The following is a 14,957-nucleotide window of genomic DNA, read 5'->3' as shown; positions in this document are numbered from 1 at the left end:
TGTATAATTTAAAGTCATTTTATCATGGGATCTGAAATGGAGAAAATAGCAGTAATAGGTATGGCCTGCCGATATCCGGGAGCTAATAATATAGAGGAGTACTGGACTAATTTGATAAATGGTAAAGAAACAATAAAACACTTTACAGATGAAGAACTTCGTAATTCTGAAATTAACTTTGATGAACTAAAGAAGGATCCTAAATTTATAGGTGCCAGAGGCGTGTTAGATAATATTGATAAATTTGATGCAAAGTTTTTTGACTTTTCACCATACGATGCTACCAATACGGACCCACAACACAGAGTTTGGCTCGAAACAGTTTGGGATGCATTTGAAAACGCCGGGTGCGACCCTATTACTTCTAAGGAAGCCATTGGTGTATTTGCAGGTGGTTACATCAACACATACCTGTTAAACAACATCTTAAGGGATCCTAACAAACTCGAAAATTTTATCCGGCTACGTACTACCGAATCGTTTCAGATCATGACAGGAAACGATATTAGTTTTTTACCCACCAAAACCGCATACAAATTTAATCTAAGAGGGCCGGCCATAAATGTTCAAACAGCTTGTTCCACATCGCTGGTTGCCATATCTCAGGCGTGTCAAAGTTTGTTTAGTTACGAATCTGATATTTGTGTGGCCGGAGGAGTATGTATTTTAACCCCACAGGAAACCGGATATATCCATCAGGAGGGTGCCATACCTTCTCCTGATGGCCATTGCCGTCCGTTTGACGAGGAAGCCAATGGCACTGTTTTTAGTAATGGAGTTGGGGTCGTAATTCTTAAAAGACTTGAAGATGCCATTAAAGATAAGGACCATATTTATGCTGTAGTAAATGGGTGGGCATTAAATAACGACGGAAACAAAAAAGTCAGTTACACCGCTCCTAGTGTGGATGGGCAGGCGGAGGCTATTTTAATGGCGCAAGGATTCAATGAGGTTTCAGCGGAAGACATAGGATACGTAGAGGCTCATGGTACAGCCACAAATCTTGGTGATCCTATTGAGATAACAGCACTCACCAAAGCATTTGCCAGATCCACTTCAAAAAAGCAATATTGCGGCATAGGGTCAGTTAAAAGCAATATCGGACATACCGATGCGGCAGCTGGCATTGCTTCATTTATAAAAGTTTGTCTAGCTGCATATAACAAGATAATACCAGCTTCGCTGAATTACAACAAACCCAATCCGCATATTGATTTTAAAAACACGCCATTTTTTGTTGCGGATAAACCAATAGAATGGAACAGTGATAAAAAACTAATTATGGGTATTAGTTCTTTCGGTCTGGGAGGTACAAATTCTCATGTTATCGTTGAAGAGCCTCCTCACAACCATGAGGAAATTGAAACACCTCCAAAGAACTATATTTTACCTTTTTCTGCCAAGTCGGCATCTGCATTGCAAGAAAGAAAGAAAAGTGTGTTGGAATTTGTAAAAAATCACCCTAAGATCAGAATTGACGATCTGGCACATACCTTATGGAATGGCAGAAATCATATGAAATACCGGTCTTCCGTTGTTGTAAAGTCTATGGATGAACTTCTTTCAGGTGATATTAAATTCGACACCAAAGTTTCGGATGAAAATACAAATTCGATTACATTTATGTTTCCCGGTCAAGGAGCCCAATATTATAGAATGGGTTATGAATTTTATCAGGTGAACGATGAATTTAAGTCGTTGGTGGACCAGGGTTTCTCCTTACTAAAAGAAGAAACCGGCATTAACTTAGGCGAATTGTTGTTTCGGGCTCCAACCCCGGAAGAAGCAGAAAAGAAATTGGTCGAAACCTCACTGACGCAGCCTGCTCTTTTTATCGTTGAGTATGCCATGGCTAAAAGCTTACTAAAAAAGGATATTGAACCCAAATACCTGATAGGTCACAGCATAGGCGAATATGCTGCTGCTTGCATTGCCGGCATATTCGATTTTGAATCCGCACTTCGCATTGTGATTAAAAGGGGCCAGCTTATGCAAAGTATGCAACCCGGGAAAATGATAGCCGCCCTATGCAGTAAAGACAAACTGATAGCGATTGGCAATTCGCTTTTTGAGGTTGCTGCGGAAAATGCTCCAACCAACTGCACTATTTCCTTTGAGGTGGAAAACCAGGAAAAGATAGGAGAAATTCTGGACGAAAACGAAGTTGCATGGATTGCCTTAAATACCTCACATGCTTTTCATTCGGAAGCATTTGACCCAATTCTTGAAGAGTTTGCTAATTACGTAAATAGTTTTACTTTGTCTACCCCCAAAATTCCCGTTATATCGTGCCATACTGGTAAATTCCTCAAGGATGAAGAATCCGTTTCCGGAAGTTATTGGGCCAAACAATTACGTAATACGGTTAAGTTTTATAAAGGCATTAATTCCATTTTAAATATTGAACCTAGCTTTTTTATAGAGGTGGGCCCTAACACTCATCTAAGCTCAATCTTAAAGGTTATTCCTGAATATGAAAACAAAAAGGCCTATTCTGAAACATTCGGTAGACGAAACAATCCTTCAGAACCTTATATAATTGAAAAAGTAAAGGGGAATATATGGGCCGGTATTGAAGCTTATTTGCCTGATTTGGGTTTTATTCATCCCCAAGCGAAGAAAATTGTTCTTCCCAATTATCCTTTTGAAAGGGAACGGTACTGGATAGATTATAAATCGGATAAAAAAACAGATACAGTAAAACATTCACCCACAAGGAATGAAGTAGGTGTCGGTAATGTTGACCTTCAAAATGCTATAATCGATATCTGGAAAGATTACTTGGGGTTAAAAGATATTAAGCCTACCGATGATTTCTTCGACCTGGGAGGAACATCCTTGCTTGCCATTTCAACCTCAGAAATAATTAAAAATAAATTTAAAATTGATTTTGGACTAAGACTTTTTATGGAAAATTCCACCGTCAATAGTATTGTTGAACTGATTGAAGCAAATACAGTTACTGAAGAGGCAACAAAACAAAGCAAAACCCCCAAATCCAACATTGTTAGTGGAGAAATTTAGTTTATCTCTATTCTCGGTTCACGTTTTAGTCATATAAAAAGGTGAACTGAGAATATAAGTTTTCGCCCTAAAATTCTCAGTATAATGGATGGTCTCGAAGTATTGAATTGAAATTTTAAAGAAAAGGAACAAAATGCGAGGCCAAGCACCAATCTATTCAATCTTGCTCCACGTTCGACGAAGCAAATACGAAAGAGCATATAAGTAAAATCCAATAAATGGCGTTTTAGTTATCTTAAAGTCTATTTTCTGTTTTATCAATCCATTCACTAATATTATATTTTATTAGCTCAATAGCTTCAACATCATGAAACATTGATGCATGATTTCCTATAAAATTAACAACGTTCACATTTTTACATACCTTATCCCATCCCAAATATTTTGAGTTAAAACTATTTTCACTTGCCCTAAACAACAATATTTCACCCTTATATTCCTCCTCTGGTTTATAATTGTTGATAAGTTGATCGTAAAGACTAACTATATATTCTGTCCGCTCACCAATGGGTAACTTTTCAAATTGAGATGGAAAAAGTTCATACTTGGCTTTCTTTTTAAGCCGATTAATCTTAATTTTTGTCTTTCTAAGATAATTATATATTTTATGAAATAAAGATTTAAGTACACTATTATATTTCACAGGTGGTTCAAACGCAGTTAATCCCGAGTCCACCAGAATTAAAAGCGGTACATCTTTTCCTTGTCTCTGCAATTGCAGTGCCATTTCAAATGCCAGGTGTCCTCCCATCGACATACCTCCCAAAAGGTAGGGTCCGTTGGGTATTATATTTTGTAGTTGCTTCAAATAAACACTAGCGAAGTCTTCTAACTTTTTATATCTGTCTTTTTCTGATTCAGAACCTATAAATAAAAAACTGTACATAGGTCTATTACTACCTAAATATTCACTTAGTTCAAAAAATGAACCACCGTGTAACAACGAAAAGGCGGTTAGATTGCCTTCTGTATTTAAAGGCAACATGTTAGGACAATCCTCCGGCCAAAAATGCTTAATAAGTTTTGGTTTATGTTCTTTTAGCTTTGCAATTAAAGCACTATCAATATTCTCCTCTGGCCCACTATACTTCAGCTTACCTGCTGAAAAACTAATACTAATTTCCTTATATTTTAATTCTTCAAGAAACTCTTTAAACATAAAATACTCTTTACTCTTTAAATGACTACCTAAAATATTCTTAACTTACAAAATACAACTCTAATTAAAATATCTCCGTTAATCTAATACCGCTGAACTATTTGAACAAATATATATAAGTGAAATTTTCAAAGATAATATCAATGCAGCTTTTTTATTACTATAATATCAACAAAAAATAAATAGTTGAGAAATACCATTTTTTAATGGTCTAACAGTAGTTTTCATAACAGTAATGATAATTTTTAATTAATTTTTTTACGTATCTTTCTTGAATATCGCGTTTTTATTTGGCCGGATATCAGGGGTAAGGGAATAATTCCATTATTCTACAAGTACCTTAACGAAATCAAACTGTTAAAGTTTATGTATTTCAATATTTAATGGGATTTATTCCCATGAGGCCGTCCAAAAACTAAATCTCAAGATAAGAAACACTTTAAGGTCACACACTTAAGTATTTTGTAGTTCATAGGTTTGCGTCCTTTTATCTTTTTTTTCTTTGTGCACTTTGCAAGAAATAGTATTGTTTTCGACTACCTCATCAAAAAAATACAATTATACCATTACGTTAATTTCTCTTAAAAATTCTATCTCCATGACCATTTAAGTTTTGAAGTATTACTTTTGTGATCTCAAATTAAAACACTACTCGGGTGCATTCTGTATTCCACATATCTTCTGCTTGAACAAAGCGCTTTGCCGGGCTTGGTCTTTCCCTCTGGTAACCACCTGTGGTATACAAGGTTATCTAATTTTTTTTGAATTTTAAGGAAACAGCAGTTGAGCAAAACCAACGTTGTTCCCTACTCTATTTAATAATTCTATTTCTCGCACATAATGAACAAGACATTCAGTCCCAAGTTTTTCACCTTGATGAAAACCGGGCTTAACAAAAAACAGATTACTTCAGATATAATGGCCGGCATTGTGGTGGGTATCGTTGCCTTGCCTTTAGCTATTGCCTTTGCGGTAGCTTCGGGCGTTTCACCCGAGAAAGGATTAATAACGGCTGTGGTAGCAGGTATCATCATTTCTTTTTTAGGAGGCAGCAGGGTACAGATTGGAGGCCCAACGGGGGCCTTTATAGTTATTGTGTTTGGCATCGTCCAGGAATTTGGGATTAATGGCTTGATGATATCCACCATACTGGCTGGCATCTTATTGATTGTCTTCGGCTTACTCAAACTCGGGACCTTACTTAAATATATCCCCCAACCGCTGATCGTCGGCTTTACCAGCGGTATCGCCCTGGTTATCTTTTCTACCCAGATTAAAGATGCCCTGGGGCTGGATATTGAACATGTCCCGTCTGAATTTATCGAAAAATGGCGAGTGTTCCTTACCCATATGCACAGCACCAATGTATATGCGATAGGCATTACGATCGTCACCATCCTGCTATCTGTCTATTCCAGAAAAGTGGTTTCCAAAGTGCCTGGATCTTTTATCGCTATTATTGTTATGACCGTTTTGGTGCAGTTGTTGGACCTGCCAGTAACCACCATTGAAACCTTTTTTGGTGACATACCCAATAAAATATCCATTGAGGTTCCCACATTTCAACTGGACGGGCTCACCCAGTATTTTGCACCCGCCATCACCATTGCGCTGTTGGGAGGTATCGAATCTCTGTTATCTGCAGTGGTCGCGGATGGTATGATCGGGGGCAAACACCGTTCCAACACTGAGTTGATTGCACAGGGCGTTGCCAACGTGTTTACTCCTTTTTTCGGGGGTATTCCAGCTACCGGAGCTATTGCCCGCACGGCTACCAACATTAAAAACGGGGGAAGAACACCTATTGCGGGAATGGTTCATGCCATAACACTTTTGGTCATCATGCTTTTCTTTGGGCAATGGGCCAAACTGATACCCATGTCGTGTTTGGCCGGCATACTGATTGTAGTGGCCTATAACATGAGCGAATGGCGCTCGTTCGCGGCCATATTAAAGACTTCTTGGTTCGATGTTATTATCCTGATTACCACTTTCCTGCTCACCGTATTGGTCGACTTAACCATAGCCATTGAGGTAGGTGTGGTATTATCGGCTATCTTGTTTATGAAACGTATGTCGGATATCGCTGACAAAAAGATTGGGCATGGCGTTGATACGGATGTTATTGAAGACTACTCCGATATCCCCGATGGGGTTACTATTTACGAAATCAGCGGCCCATTGTTTTTTGGGACGGCAAAAACATATACCCGCGTTATTGAAAGTATCGGTTTGAAGCACAAAATACTTATTATCAGAATGCGACATGTTTCATTTGTGGACCAAACGGCCATTCACAGCTTCAAGAGTACCATCGACACTTTACAAAACTCGGGTGTTTTAATTGTACTTTCGGGAGTTAACGCAGAGGTCAACAAAAGCTTTACCCAAAGCGACATCATCCGTAAAATTGGGGAAGATAATATTTTTGAACGCTTTGAGGATGCGGTTCTTCACGCAAAAAACAATGCATTAGCCTGATCTATTCATATCTTATTATAAGATGTTAGATATAGTATTAACCCCAAACTGGTTAAATAAAATGATATTGATTTTAATGCGCTTTATACTTCTAAAACTAAATATCCTAATCTATTAATGATATATTCATACACTTTAGCGAAATTTTGATACTTTTACGCTTCAATTTTAAAAACGATTATGTCGCAAAAAACAGATCAACAGTTTGAGCATGTAATTAACGTCTGCAAAGATATCTTTGTCAAGAAGATGAAGGATTACGGCACAGCATGGCGCATTCTTCGCCCCTCATCCATGACCGACCAAATCTTCATCAAAGCTCAGCGCATCAGGAGCATCGAAACCAAAGGTGTCACCAAGGTGGACGAAGGTATTCGTTCGGAATTCATTGGGATTATCAACTATGCAGCCATGGCCATTATCCAGCTGGAACTTGGTCCCAGCGATCAACCGGAGATGGACAACGAGGAAGCGTTAAAATTATATCTCGACAATTTACATAAGGCCAAGAACCTTATGTCGGATAAAAACCATGATTACGACGAGGCCTGGCGAAGTATGCGTATCAGTTCATTTACGGATTTGATATTGATGAAACTTCATCGCACCAAGCAAATTGAAGACAACCAAGGACAAACAATCATCTCGGAAGGCATTGATGCCAATTATCTGGATATGATTAATTATGCCGTATTTGCCATGATACAGCTCGACTTTCCTGAAACACAACCTTCAAAAGAATAGATTATGCCCCGATTTATATTTGTCATCAGTAGAATCCTGGTAGGTGTCACCTTTATCTTTTCCGGTTTTGTAAAAGCAGTTGACCCCACCGGAAGCGCCATAAAGTTTAACGATTACCTAAGCGCTTTTGGCATGGAATATTTATCGGGATTGGTTATTCCGGCGGCCTTTATCCTGGCAGCCCTGGAGTTTCTGACAGGCCTACATTTATTACTGGGAATCAGGGTTAGAACATCGTCGGTATTAGTATTGGTTTTTATGGCGATTTTTGCCCCTTTGACCCTATTTATTGCCATCAAAAACCCAGTAACCGACTGCGGGTGTTTTGGGGATGCGTTAAAACTGAGCAATTGGGAAACGTTTTTCAAAAATGTGATCCTCACTTTACCTACATTATATCTATTTATAAACCGTCACAATTATAAGGATAACATTAAAACCATTCATAAACTTGTTATCACCTTAGTTTTTACCGGAACCATATTGGGTGTGTCGTATTATAGCTTGGAGCATCTTCCTATTATCGATTTTAGACCATTTAAAATTGGAAATAATATAAATGAGGGTATGCTTATTCCTGAAGGTGCTGAGCAACCGGAATATGAAACCACATTTATTTTGGAGAAGGACGGCGTAGAAAAGACATTTACCGTGGAAAACTATCCATACACCGATACCACTTGGGTATTTGTCAGTAACGAAACCAAAGTCATAAAGGAAGGGTATGAACCGCCCATTCACGATTTTGTCCTTAACGATTCGGAGGGGACAGATCAGGCCCAAAACATATTAAATAGCGATGTTCCTGTCCTTTTGGTAGTTTCATATCAAATTAACAAGGGAGCGTGGAACGAGGGCAAACAAGAACAAATTGTTCAGTTAAAGAACGCCCTGTACGAACAGGGGATAAAAACTTATTTCTTAACTTCCTCCAGCGACGAAGAAATCACCAAATTTGAGTTTGATGGAGATGCTGGTTTTGACTATTTAAATGCGGATGAAACCATGTTAAAAACGGTGATCCGATGCAATCCCGGTTTAGTGCTGCTACAAAAAGGAAATGTGGTGGGCAAGTGGCATTATAACGATCTCCCGGCTGCCTATTCCTTTAAGAATCCGATTGCTTACAGTTTAAGTCAAATGGTTGAGAAGCAAAGTCTGTTGCTGGTTCTATGCTTAACCTTTGCCAGCCTGGTATTTATAACTGTATTTATGCGAAAGAACAAATAATCCATATAATTATAATAACAAAACATTTTTTACGATGAGACAAAACATTGTTGCCGGTAACTGGAAAATGAACAAAACCCTTCAAGAGGGTGTAGCATTAGCTACTGAATTAAACGACATTTTAGCTTCAAAAACACCTAACTGTGCCGTTGTGGTAGGCGTGCCTGCCACGCACATCACCGAGGTAGTTAAAGCTGTAAAAGCTGATAAAGTGGGCGTTGCAGCACAAAACTGTGCCGACCATGAATCAGGCGCATACACAGGTGAGATTTCTGCTGCTATGGTAAAATCCACAGGTGCAGGTTATGTGATCCTGGGTCACTCAGAAAGAAGAGAGTACTACGGAGAAACTAACGCAACCTTAAAAGTGAAGACTGATTTGGCTTTGGCGAACGGTTTAACCCCTATTTTCTGTATCGGTGAGGTATTGGAAGAGAGAGAAGCAAACAAACAAAACCAGGTTGTTAAAACGCAAATCGAAGAGGCTTTATTCCACCTTTCTGCTGAAGATTTCGGTAAAATTGTGTTGGCATACGAGCCAGTATGGGCCATTGGAACCGGTAAAGTAGCTACCCCTGAGCAAGCTCAGGAGATTCACGCTTACATCCGCTCTGTTGTCGCAGACAAATTCGGTGCTGAAGTAGCTGATAACACTTCTATCCTTTATGGTGGAAGCTGTAAGCCTAGCAACGCCAAAGAATTATTCGCCAACCCGGATGTTGACGGTGGTTTAATTGGAGGTGCTTCATTAAAAGCTGAAGACTTCGTGGGTATAATCGACGCTTTTTAAGCTAAAATACAAGTACAATATATTAAAAGGTCACCTTTCTGATGGGAGGTGACCTTTTTTATGCGCTCAGCCATGTTAAAATGTGGGTAGCGATTCAAAATTATCTTCCGTGGTATAATTGGCGGGCGCTCTAAAATAAGGATTACCGTTTTTGGGATGGATCAGCTGCAGTCCTTTTACATAAACACCGGCATGATCCTGCAAAAATACGGCATCCTGGGTATTTAGTTCAAGACCTGTGTCGAACCTAATCCTTGTTATTATAGTATTCTCCCTGTGGATTTGAACCGGTTTAAGGCATGGACAACACAATTTGCCTGCCGGCACCTGTAATACAGGATTATAAATTTGCACTTTTGAACGTAAAGGAGGTTTTAATTCATTTTCGCCCAGCCTTTCTAAAACATCTTCAAGGGAAAGGACAATATCTTCGCTTGACACTGTACCGTGATACCTTAATTGTTTCAAAGTATCACCGTCGTAAATAGCTTCCTCTAATATTGCAGGCTGTACCTCAAACAAATCAAAGGATTCAGCTGTGCCCGCTACAGCGAGTCCGTTATTATCAAGCTCTATTTCGTCGAATACTGATTTAATAGATATAATCCTGTTAAACAAAGGATCATTCTTATCGATATAGATAGGAATCGATGAAGGTATGGCATCCAACATCCCAACAGAAAAACCATCTTCGGAAGGTGTAGGGTAAGCGAAATGAAGAATATTGTTGTTACAAATTAAACCTGAAATCATATGGCCATCCGTGTCTTTGGCCAATATTCTTCTTTCAATAACCTCCCCTACCGCATATTCCCCAATTTCTAAAACAATAACTGCTTCAAGACCAAGGCTTGGTATAAGGATTAATCCTCCGGTAAATATTCCGATTAAAAATCCCGTTAATGCACCAATGGTAAAACCTAATACATCACCCCAAAATCCGGTATCCACATCCAGGTCGGTATCCATTTCGAATGTAAGTTTGCCACCCACCAAATTGGGTTTCAGTTTCATTTCCAGCGACACATCCGCATCCGGCCATAGATCGATGGGAACCTCACCTTTTAAAGTAAATTTAATCCTATCCCTATTTAACGAGACCGCCACTTTATTCCAATGCCCCTTTTTATCTTCACCGGGCCTGGGAAGAGGATGGGAACCGTCAACATCCCTAAGTTCGGTATGCCAAATATTATTGGCAAACCTATCCAATGATTCCCTGGCCACACCAAGTGCAACATGTTGACCTACCGGTAAAAAAGAAACGACCTTATCTTCGCTTCCTCTTGCAAGATGCTGACCAACAGGTAATGGTTCCTGATCCTGAGGGGTAGCTCTGATATCCAAATTAAAAAGAAGAGCCATGGCGTTTTCATAAAGGTTATTATCACTTATGGCCCTCTTAAGAGTTGGTGTATCTGCCAGGTCGCCTAATTTAGGTATGTCGATTTGAAAAGAAATACCAATATCTGTTTCAATAACAAACGCATCGTCAACAATGTGCATTTTTGCGTGCACCGAAAAATTTTCAATATTGGTGGCCAACTCTAAATTCCACTCTGGGTCATCAATAATAGTAACATCAGTAATAGTTATACCCAAAGGCAAATCTATAACGCCATTTGAGCTCAACGTTTGAATAGCCAACAATAACCACCCTTTGCCAAGCATTAATTCAGCGTCAAATCCGGATTGAATTCTTCCTGTGTCAATCATTTTGTTATTTTTTAAAAATCAGTTTTCTCGCTTTTCTCAATTACTTTACCCCATCCCCGTATAAGCAATCATCGACAATCACAATATGATATCCTCCTTTCTTATACCAAATTTACCTTGGTGTAATAGAAAAGTCAATATAGACACCCAAGAAAAGCATTATCTTCATCCGTTAAGCCACACTCAGATTGATCCGGGGTTTCCATCGAGGGATTTTTTTAGACAAACTGCCCCTGTTAAAAACTCAGTAAAGGCACAATATTGATCGCTTAAATACCTTTCAACCTATATTTGCTATTGAACTTTTAGGCATTTACTTAAATTTTAGGATACGTACCTTAACAAATTATAAGTACCTATTAACAAATCAGGAATTATGCAACAGTTTCGGCATGGCCTTACACCTCACATCCCGTTCCGGATTTATCGACATACTTATCTTTATTGCAGATACGCATCTTTCTGATGAAAATTTTGGTGTGAAGCAATTTGGCAATGAAGTCAAAATAAGTCGCGAACAAATTTATCGCCGCCTACAATCCATCCATAACCATTCTGTAAGCCAGCTTTCCACATAATGGTATTTGAACTCCTTTTGTTCCGTAACAAGATAAATCGGTTCACCAATCTTTAATGCTGATCCATTAAATATTTGTTTTTTCAATTTCTTTTGAGGTATTGGAACAACTTGTTGCAGACAATAGAATGGTTACCACAAAAACTAAAATCGAAATATTTTTTTCTTCATAGTACTTTTATAATAATAGTTTCTCAAAATGATAGATGAAAATCTTTAAATATTATTGACAAGGAGTGTCCATGAGTTTATGGTTTTCCTTATAGGTTTATTTAATCCAATATAACATAAGTGGAAGATCAACAGATTAATGACTTCCTGGAATAATCTGCGGGACAAGCCATTCAAGCCAAAAATTGCTAAATAGATGAAACCGGTATAACCGGAGCAAATACTCAGGCCACACAACTTGCCTCGACCAGAGCGGGAGCGGGATAGCCAGTCTCGCCAAAGCCGAAATTGCAATTTGCCTTAATTATCAAGGTTTTGCTATTTTAAAACAGGTGAAAATTATTAATTTTGCGCCCGGTTTGAACTATAAATAATTATATCGGGATGAAGATTTCCATGAGGATATTACACCGTTATGTTGGCTTTTTTACCATTGGAATAATGATGGTTTATGCCTTTAGCGGTATCGTACTAACATTTAGAGATACATCTATTTTTGAGGTAGAAAAAGAATTTATAGAAGATATTGGCCCAGACGTTAAAGCCGAAGAATTGGCGGACAAATTAAATTTTAGAAGTTTGAATATCCAAAAAGAAGAAAACGGTATCATATACTTTGAGATTGGCAGTTATAATATCGAATCTGGAATTGCAAAATATACCTGGCCCGCATATCCGGATTTTATCATGAAAATGGTACTACTTCACAAAACAAAGTCGAACCAGGCGCTTTCGTGGATAACTACAATTTCCGGAATTCTGTTGTTCTTCCTGGCCATCTCGTCGTTTTGGATGTTCAAGCCCAAGACAAAAAACTTTAAAAAGGGAGTTATTGTAGCTGCAGTAGGTTTTATTTTTACGATTGTGGTTTTGATGTTTTGTTAAATAATTGTGTTCAGGCTAAAACATACCTTGGTTTTAACTATTACACCCCTCATCCCGGTTACCACGCAACCGTACTTCCCCTGGCCTCAGGGCCTGGGGAAGCGCTAACACCATGAAGTATAGGGAAGGACTTTCTTATTAAAGACATCCCGAACACATTGCAAATTCACCGATTTTAATAGAGCTGGGACTGTTGACTTTTAACTAATTACTTCCGACGGGTGTCTACTTACCATATACTTGGATATGGCTTAACAGTTTAATGTCATCCAAATCGGAATAATCGTATTGATACAAACCATCCGTTCCGATCATTAACAGCACATCTCCCAAGGGAATAACATCAAAGGCATTGATATCTTTGTAGTGAGCCAATTGGTTATCGGTAATTGTCAATGGATCGCCGGCATCATAAATTTTCAGGCCGTCGTTACCATCACAGATAAACAATACATCATCATCAATACCCAAACCATAAGGCTCGTTCATAGGGTATTCCTTGACTAACTTAGGAGCTTCCATATTGGAAATATCAATCACATCCAACTGGCTTTCAATAGCACCACAGAGGTTACCTCCCCGCAAGGTTACATAGGCATAATCGCCTTCTACCACTACCGGGTCGCATGCTGTAGCATGACGGAATTCGGAAATAAACTGCGGATTTGCCGGATTTTGAAGACTGTAAATATACATACCGCTTTGCGCTCCTATAAAAAGCATTTGTTCATAAGGAAAAAGGGTTTCAATCTGCCAACTTATATATATTTGTTTCGCAAATGTAGGGTTGGCGTTGTTGGAAACATCAAACAAGTGCAAAGAAGCATTGTCGATGGCATACAAATAATTATCATATAAAGTGAAACGCGCCATAGAACCACCTGTACCTGAACCTGAAGTTTTTACACCATTAGCGGTCGCATCCATTGCAAAAAACTCCCCTTCCCACATCGGAAATCGCTGGTAGTATACCTCATGCCTATCAATAGCTGTAGTTTCGTATGTGACCGTGTAACCGGTAATGACTCCTTGGCTAACATCTATATGATCTAAAATGCCCACTTCGAACTCTGGAATAATATATGGGAAAACACTTGTATCCCTGTCCACCTCGGTAATATTGTTCATATCGCTGATGTCCAATGTCAGCAAGTCGATATAACTATCTGCATACAGTTTATCGCCTTTCACGGCCATATCTACATTACCCGGGATTTCAATAAAAGAAATATTCTGCGGCGAAGCCGGGTCGGCATTATTGATCACATGAATACCTTTTTGATATTCGTTGATAAAGATAAAATCGTCTTTGAAGTAGATCTTCCCGGCTTGTTTGATATCCACGGCACTCTTCATGGAAACCGAAGATCTTAGGTCGGCATAGCTCATATATTCGGGCGTATTTACCTGAATGGTTTCCTCAATTTTATCGGCACAGGAAAATGAAAAAAGCGCAAGACACAACAGTATAAAATATGATAAGATATTTTTCATGATCTGGTTGTTTTAGATTAAAATATGTTATTCGGTATAATGATGGACATTTCTTAAAAAGGTTGCGTTTCTTTTTTTTATTTTTAACGCAACTGTTTTAATAAAAATCTGTCATCTTTGAAAAACTTTGCCATGAAAAAACTACTGACCTTGCTTTTTCTGGTATTCACAATTGCGAGTTATTCGCAAGATAAGACAAATGGATACCAAAATTATACTTCTTACGCTACATTAATTGGTTCGGAGGATGACAAGAAAACCTTTATCCATGGATTTCAAATGGAACACAATTACTTGTTTAACCCCAATTTTGCGTTTGGTTTATCTACCGGAATTGAATGGATGGACGTTAAAATGGCCACCATCGGGCCTAATATTAAAATCATATTGCCTAAAAATAACAAACAGTCATTTTTTGTTGGGGCATCGGTTGGTGCTGCCATTGCCTTGGATGATGAAAAGCATGAGTTTATGGAAATCAGCAAAACCAGCGGAGGAAGATTTGTCAATTGTGAACTTGGGTATGTGTTGCCTACCCAAGGAAGTTTTACGTTATACTCAGCCATTGGATACCGTTTTCAGGAATATTCTTACAAAATTGAAGACTGGTGGCTCAGAACCGTGGAAAGGAATATTACTTATAATAGGTTTGTATTTAAGGTCGGAATAGTTATTGGTAAATAGCA

General features: G+C 38.5%; 10 protein-coding genes. 7 read left to right on the top strand and 3 right to left on the bottom strand.

Going from position 1 to position 14,957, the window contains the following annotated elements:
- Positions 1–24: 24 nt before the first annotated feature.
- Complete coding sequence (locus ACT29I_RS19025) at positions 25–3,024, top strand: beta-ketoacyl synthase N-terminal-like domain-containing protein (RefSeq protein ID WP_444794151.1); 3,000 nt, start codon at positions 25–27, stop codon at positions 3,022–3,024.
- Positions 3,025–3,259: 235 nt separating this feature from the next.
- Here the strand turns inward: ACT29I_RS19025 and ACT29I_RS19020 are convergent, their stop codons facing one another.
- Positions 3,260–4,183 (bottom strand): thioesterase domain-containing protein, encoded by a 924-nt coding sequence (locus ACT29I_RS19020; protein WP_444794150.1) that lies wholly within the window; start codon positions 4,181–4,183, stop codon positions 3,260–3,262.
- 840 nt (positions 4,184–5,023) lie between these two features.
- On the opposite strand from ACT29I_RS19020, the gene ACT29I_RS19015 reads away from it, so the two are divergent.
- From ACT29I_RS19015 to tpiA, 4 genes are all read left to right on the top strand, one after another.
- Positions 5,024–6,664, top strand: a complete 1,641-nt coding sequence (locus ACT29I_RS19015; RefSeq protein ID WP_444794149.1) for a SulP family inorganic anion transporter — start codon at positions 5,024–5,026, stop codon at positions 6,662–6,664.
- Between the two features lie 180 nt (positions 6,665–6,844).
- Positions 6,845–7,408, top strand: a complete 564-nt coding sequence (locus ACT29I_RS19010) for a DUF1599 domain-containing protein (RefSeq protein WP_430931420.1) — start codon at positions 6,845–6,847, stop codon at positions 7,406–7,408.
- A 3-nt stretch (positions 7,409–7,411) separates the two neighbouring features.
- The gene (locus ACT29I_RS19005) at positions 7,412–8,638 is read left to right on the top strand and encodes a BT_3928 family protein (protein WP_444794148.1); all 1,227 of its coding nucleotides are present in this window, start codon (positions 7,412–7,414) and stop codon (positions 8,636–8,638) included.
- 34 nt (positions 8,639–8,672) lie between these two features.
- Positions 8,673–9,428 (top strand): triose-phosphate isomerase, encoded by a 756-nt coding sequence (gene tpiA, locus ACT29I_RS19000; protein ID WP_444794147.1) that lies wholly within the window; start codon positions 8,673–8,675, stop codon positions 9,426–9,428.
- A gap of 75 nt (positions 9,429–9,503) precedes the next feature.
- Here tpiA and ACT29I_RS18995 read toward each other — a convergent pair whose 3' ends face one another.
- Entirely contained in the window at positions 9,504–11,144 is a 1,641-nt protein-coding gene (locus ACT29I_RS18995) for a DUF3892 domain-containing protein (RefSeq protein WP_444794146.1), read from the bottom strand.
- Positions 11,145–12,276: 1,132 nt separating this feature from the next.
- Between ACT29I_RS18995 and ACT29I_RS18990 the strand changes: the two genes are divergently transcribed.
- Complete coding sequence (locus tag ACT29I_RS18990) at positions 12,277–12,777, top strand: hypothetical protein (RefSeq protein WP_430931416.1); 501 nt, start codon at positions 12,277–12,279, stop codon at positions 12,775–12,777.
- 225 nt (positions 12,778–13,002) lie between these two features.
- On the opposite strand, the gene ACT29I_RS18985 is transcribed toward ACT29I_RS18990, so the two are convergent.
- Entirely contained in the window at positions 13,003–14,271 is a 1,269-nt protein-coding gene (locus ACT29I_RS18985; protein ID WP_430931415.1) for an LVIVD repeat-containing protein, read from the bottom strand.
- 132 nt (positions 14,272–14,403) lie between these two features.
- Here ACT29I_RS18985 and ACT29I_RS18980 point away from each other — a divergent pair, with 132 nt between their 5' ends.
- Positions 14,404–14,955, top strand: a complete 552-nt coding sequence (locus ACT29I_RS18980) for a hypothetical protein (protein WP_444794145.1) — start codon at positions 14,404–14,406, stop codon at positions 14,953–14,955.
- Positions 14,956–14,957: the final 2 nt, after the last annotated feature.

This window comes from Saccharicrinis sp. GN24d3 (assembly GCF_052400645.1).
In the GTDB taxonomy this organism is placed as follows: domain Bacteria; phylum Bacteroidota; class Bacteroidia; order Bacteroidales; family Marinilabiliaceae; genus Saccharicrinis.
Note: the sequence above shows the minus strand (reverse complement) of the source record. Positions and strands in the feature narration are given on the sequence as shown.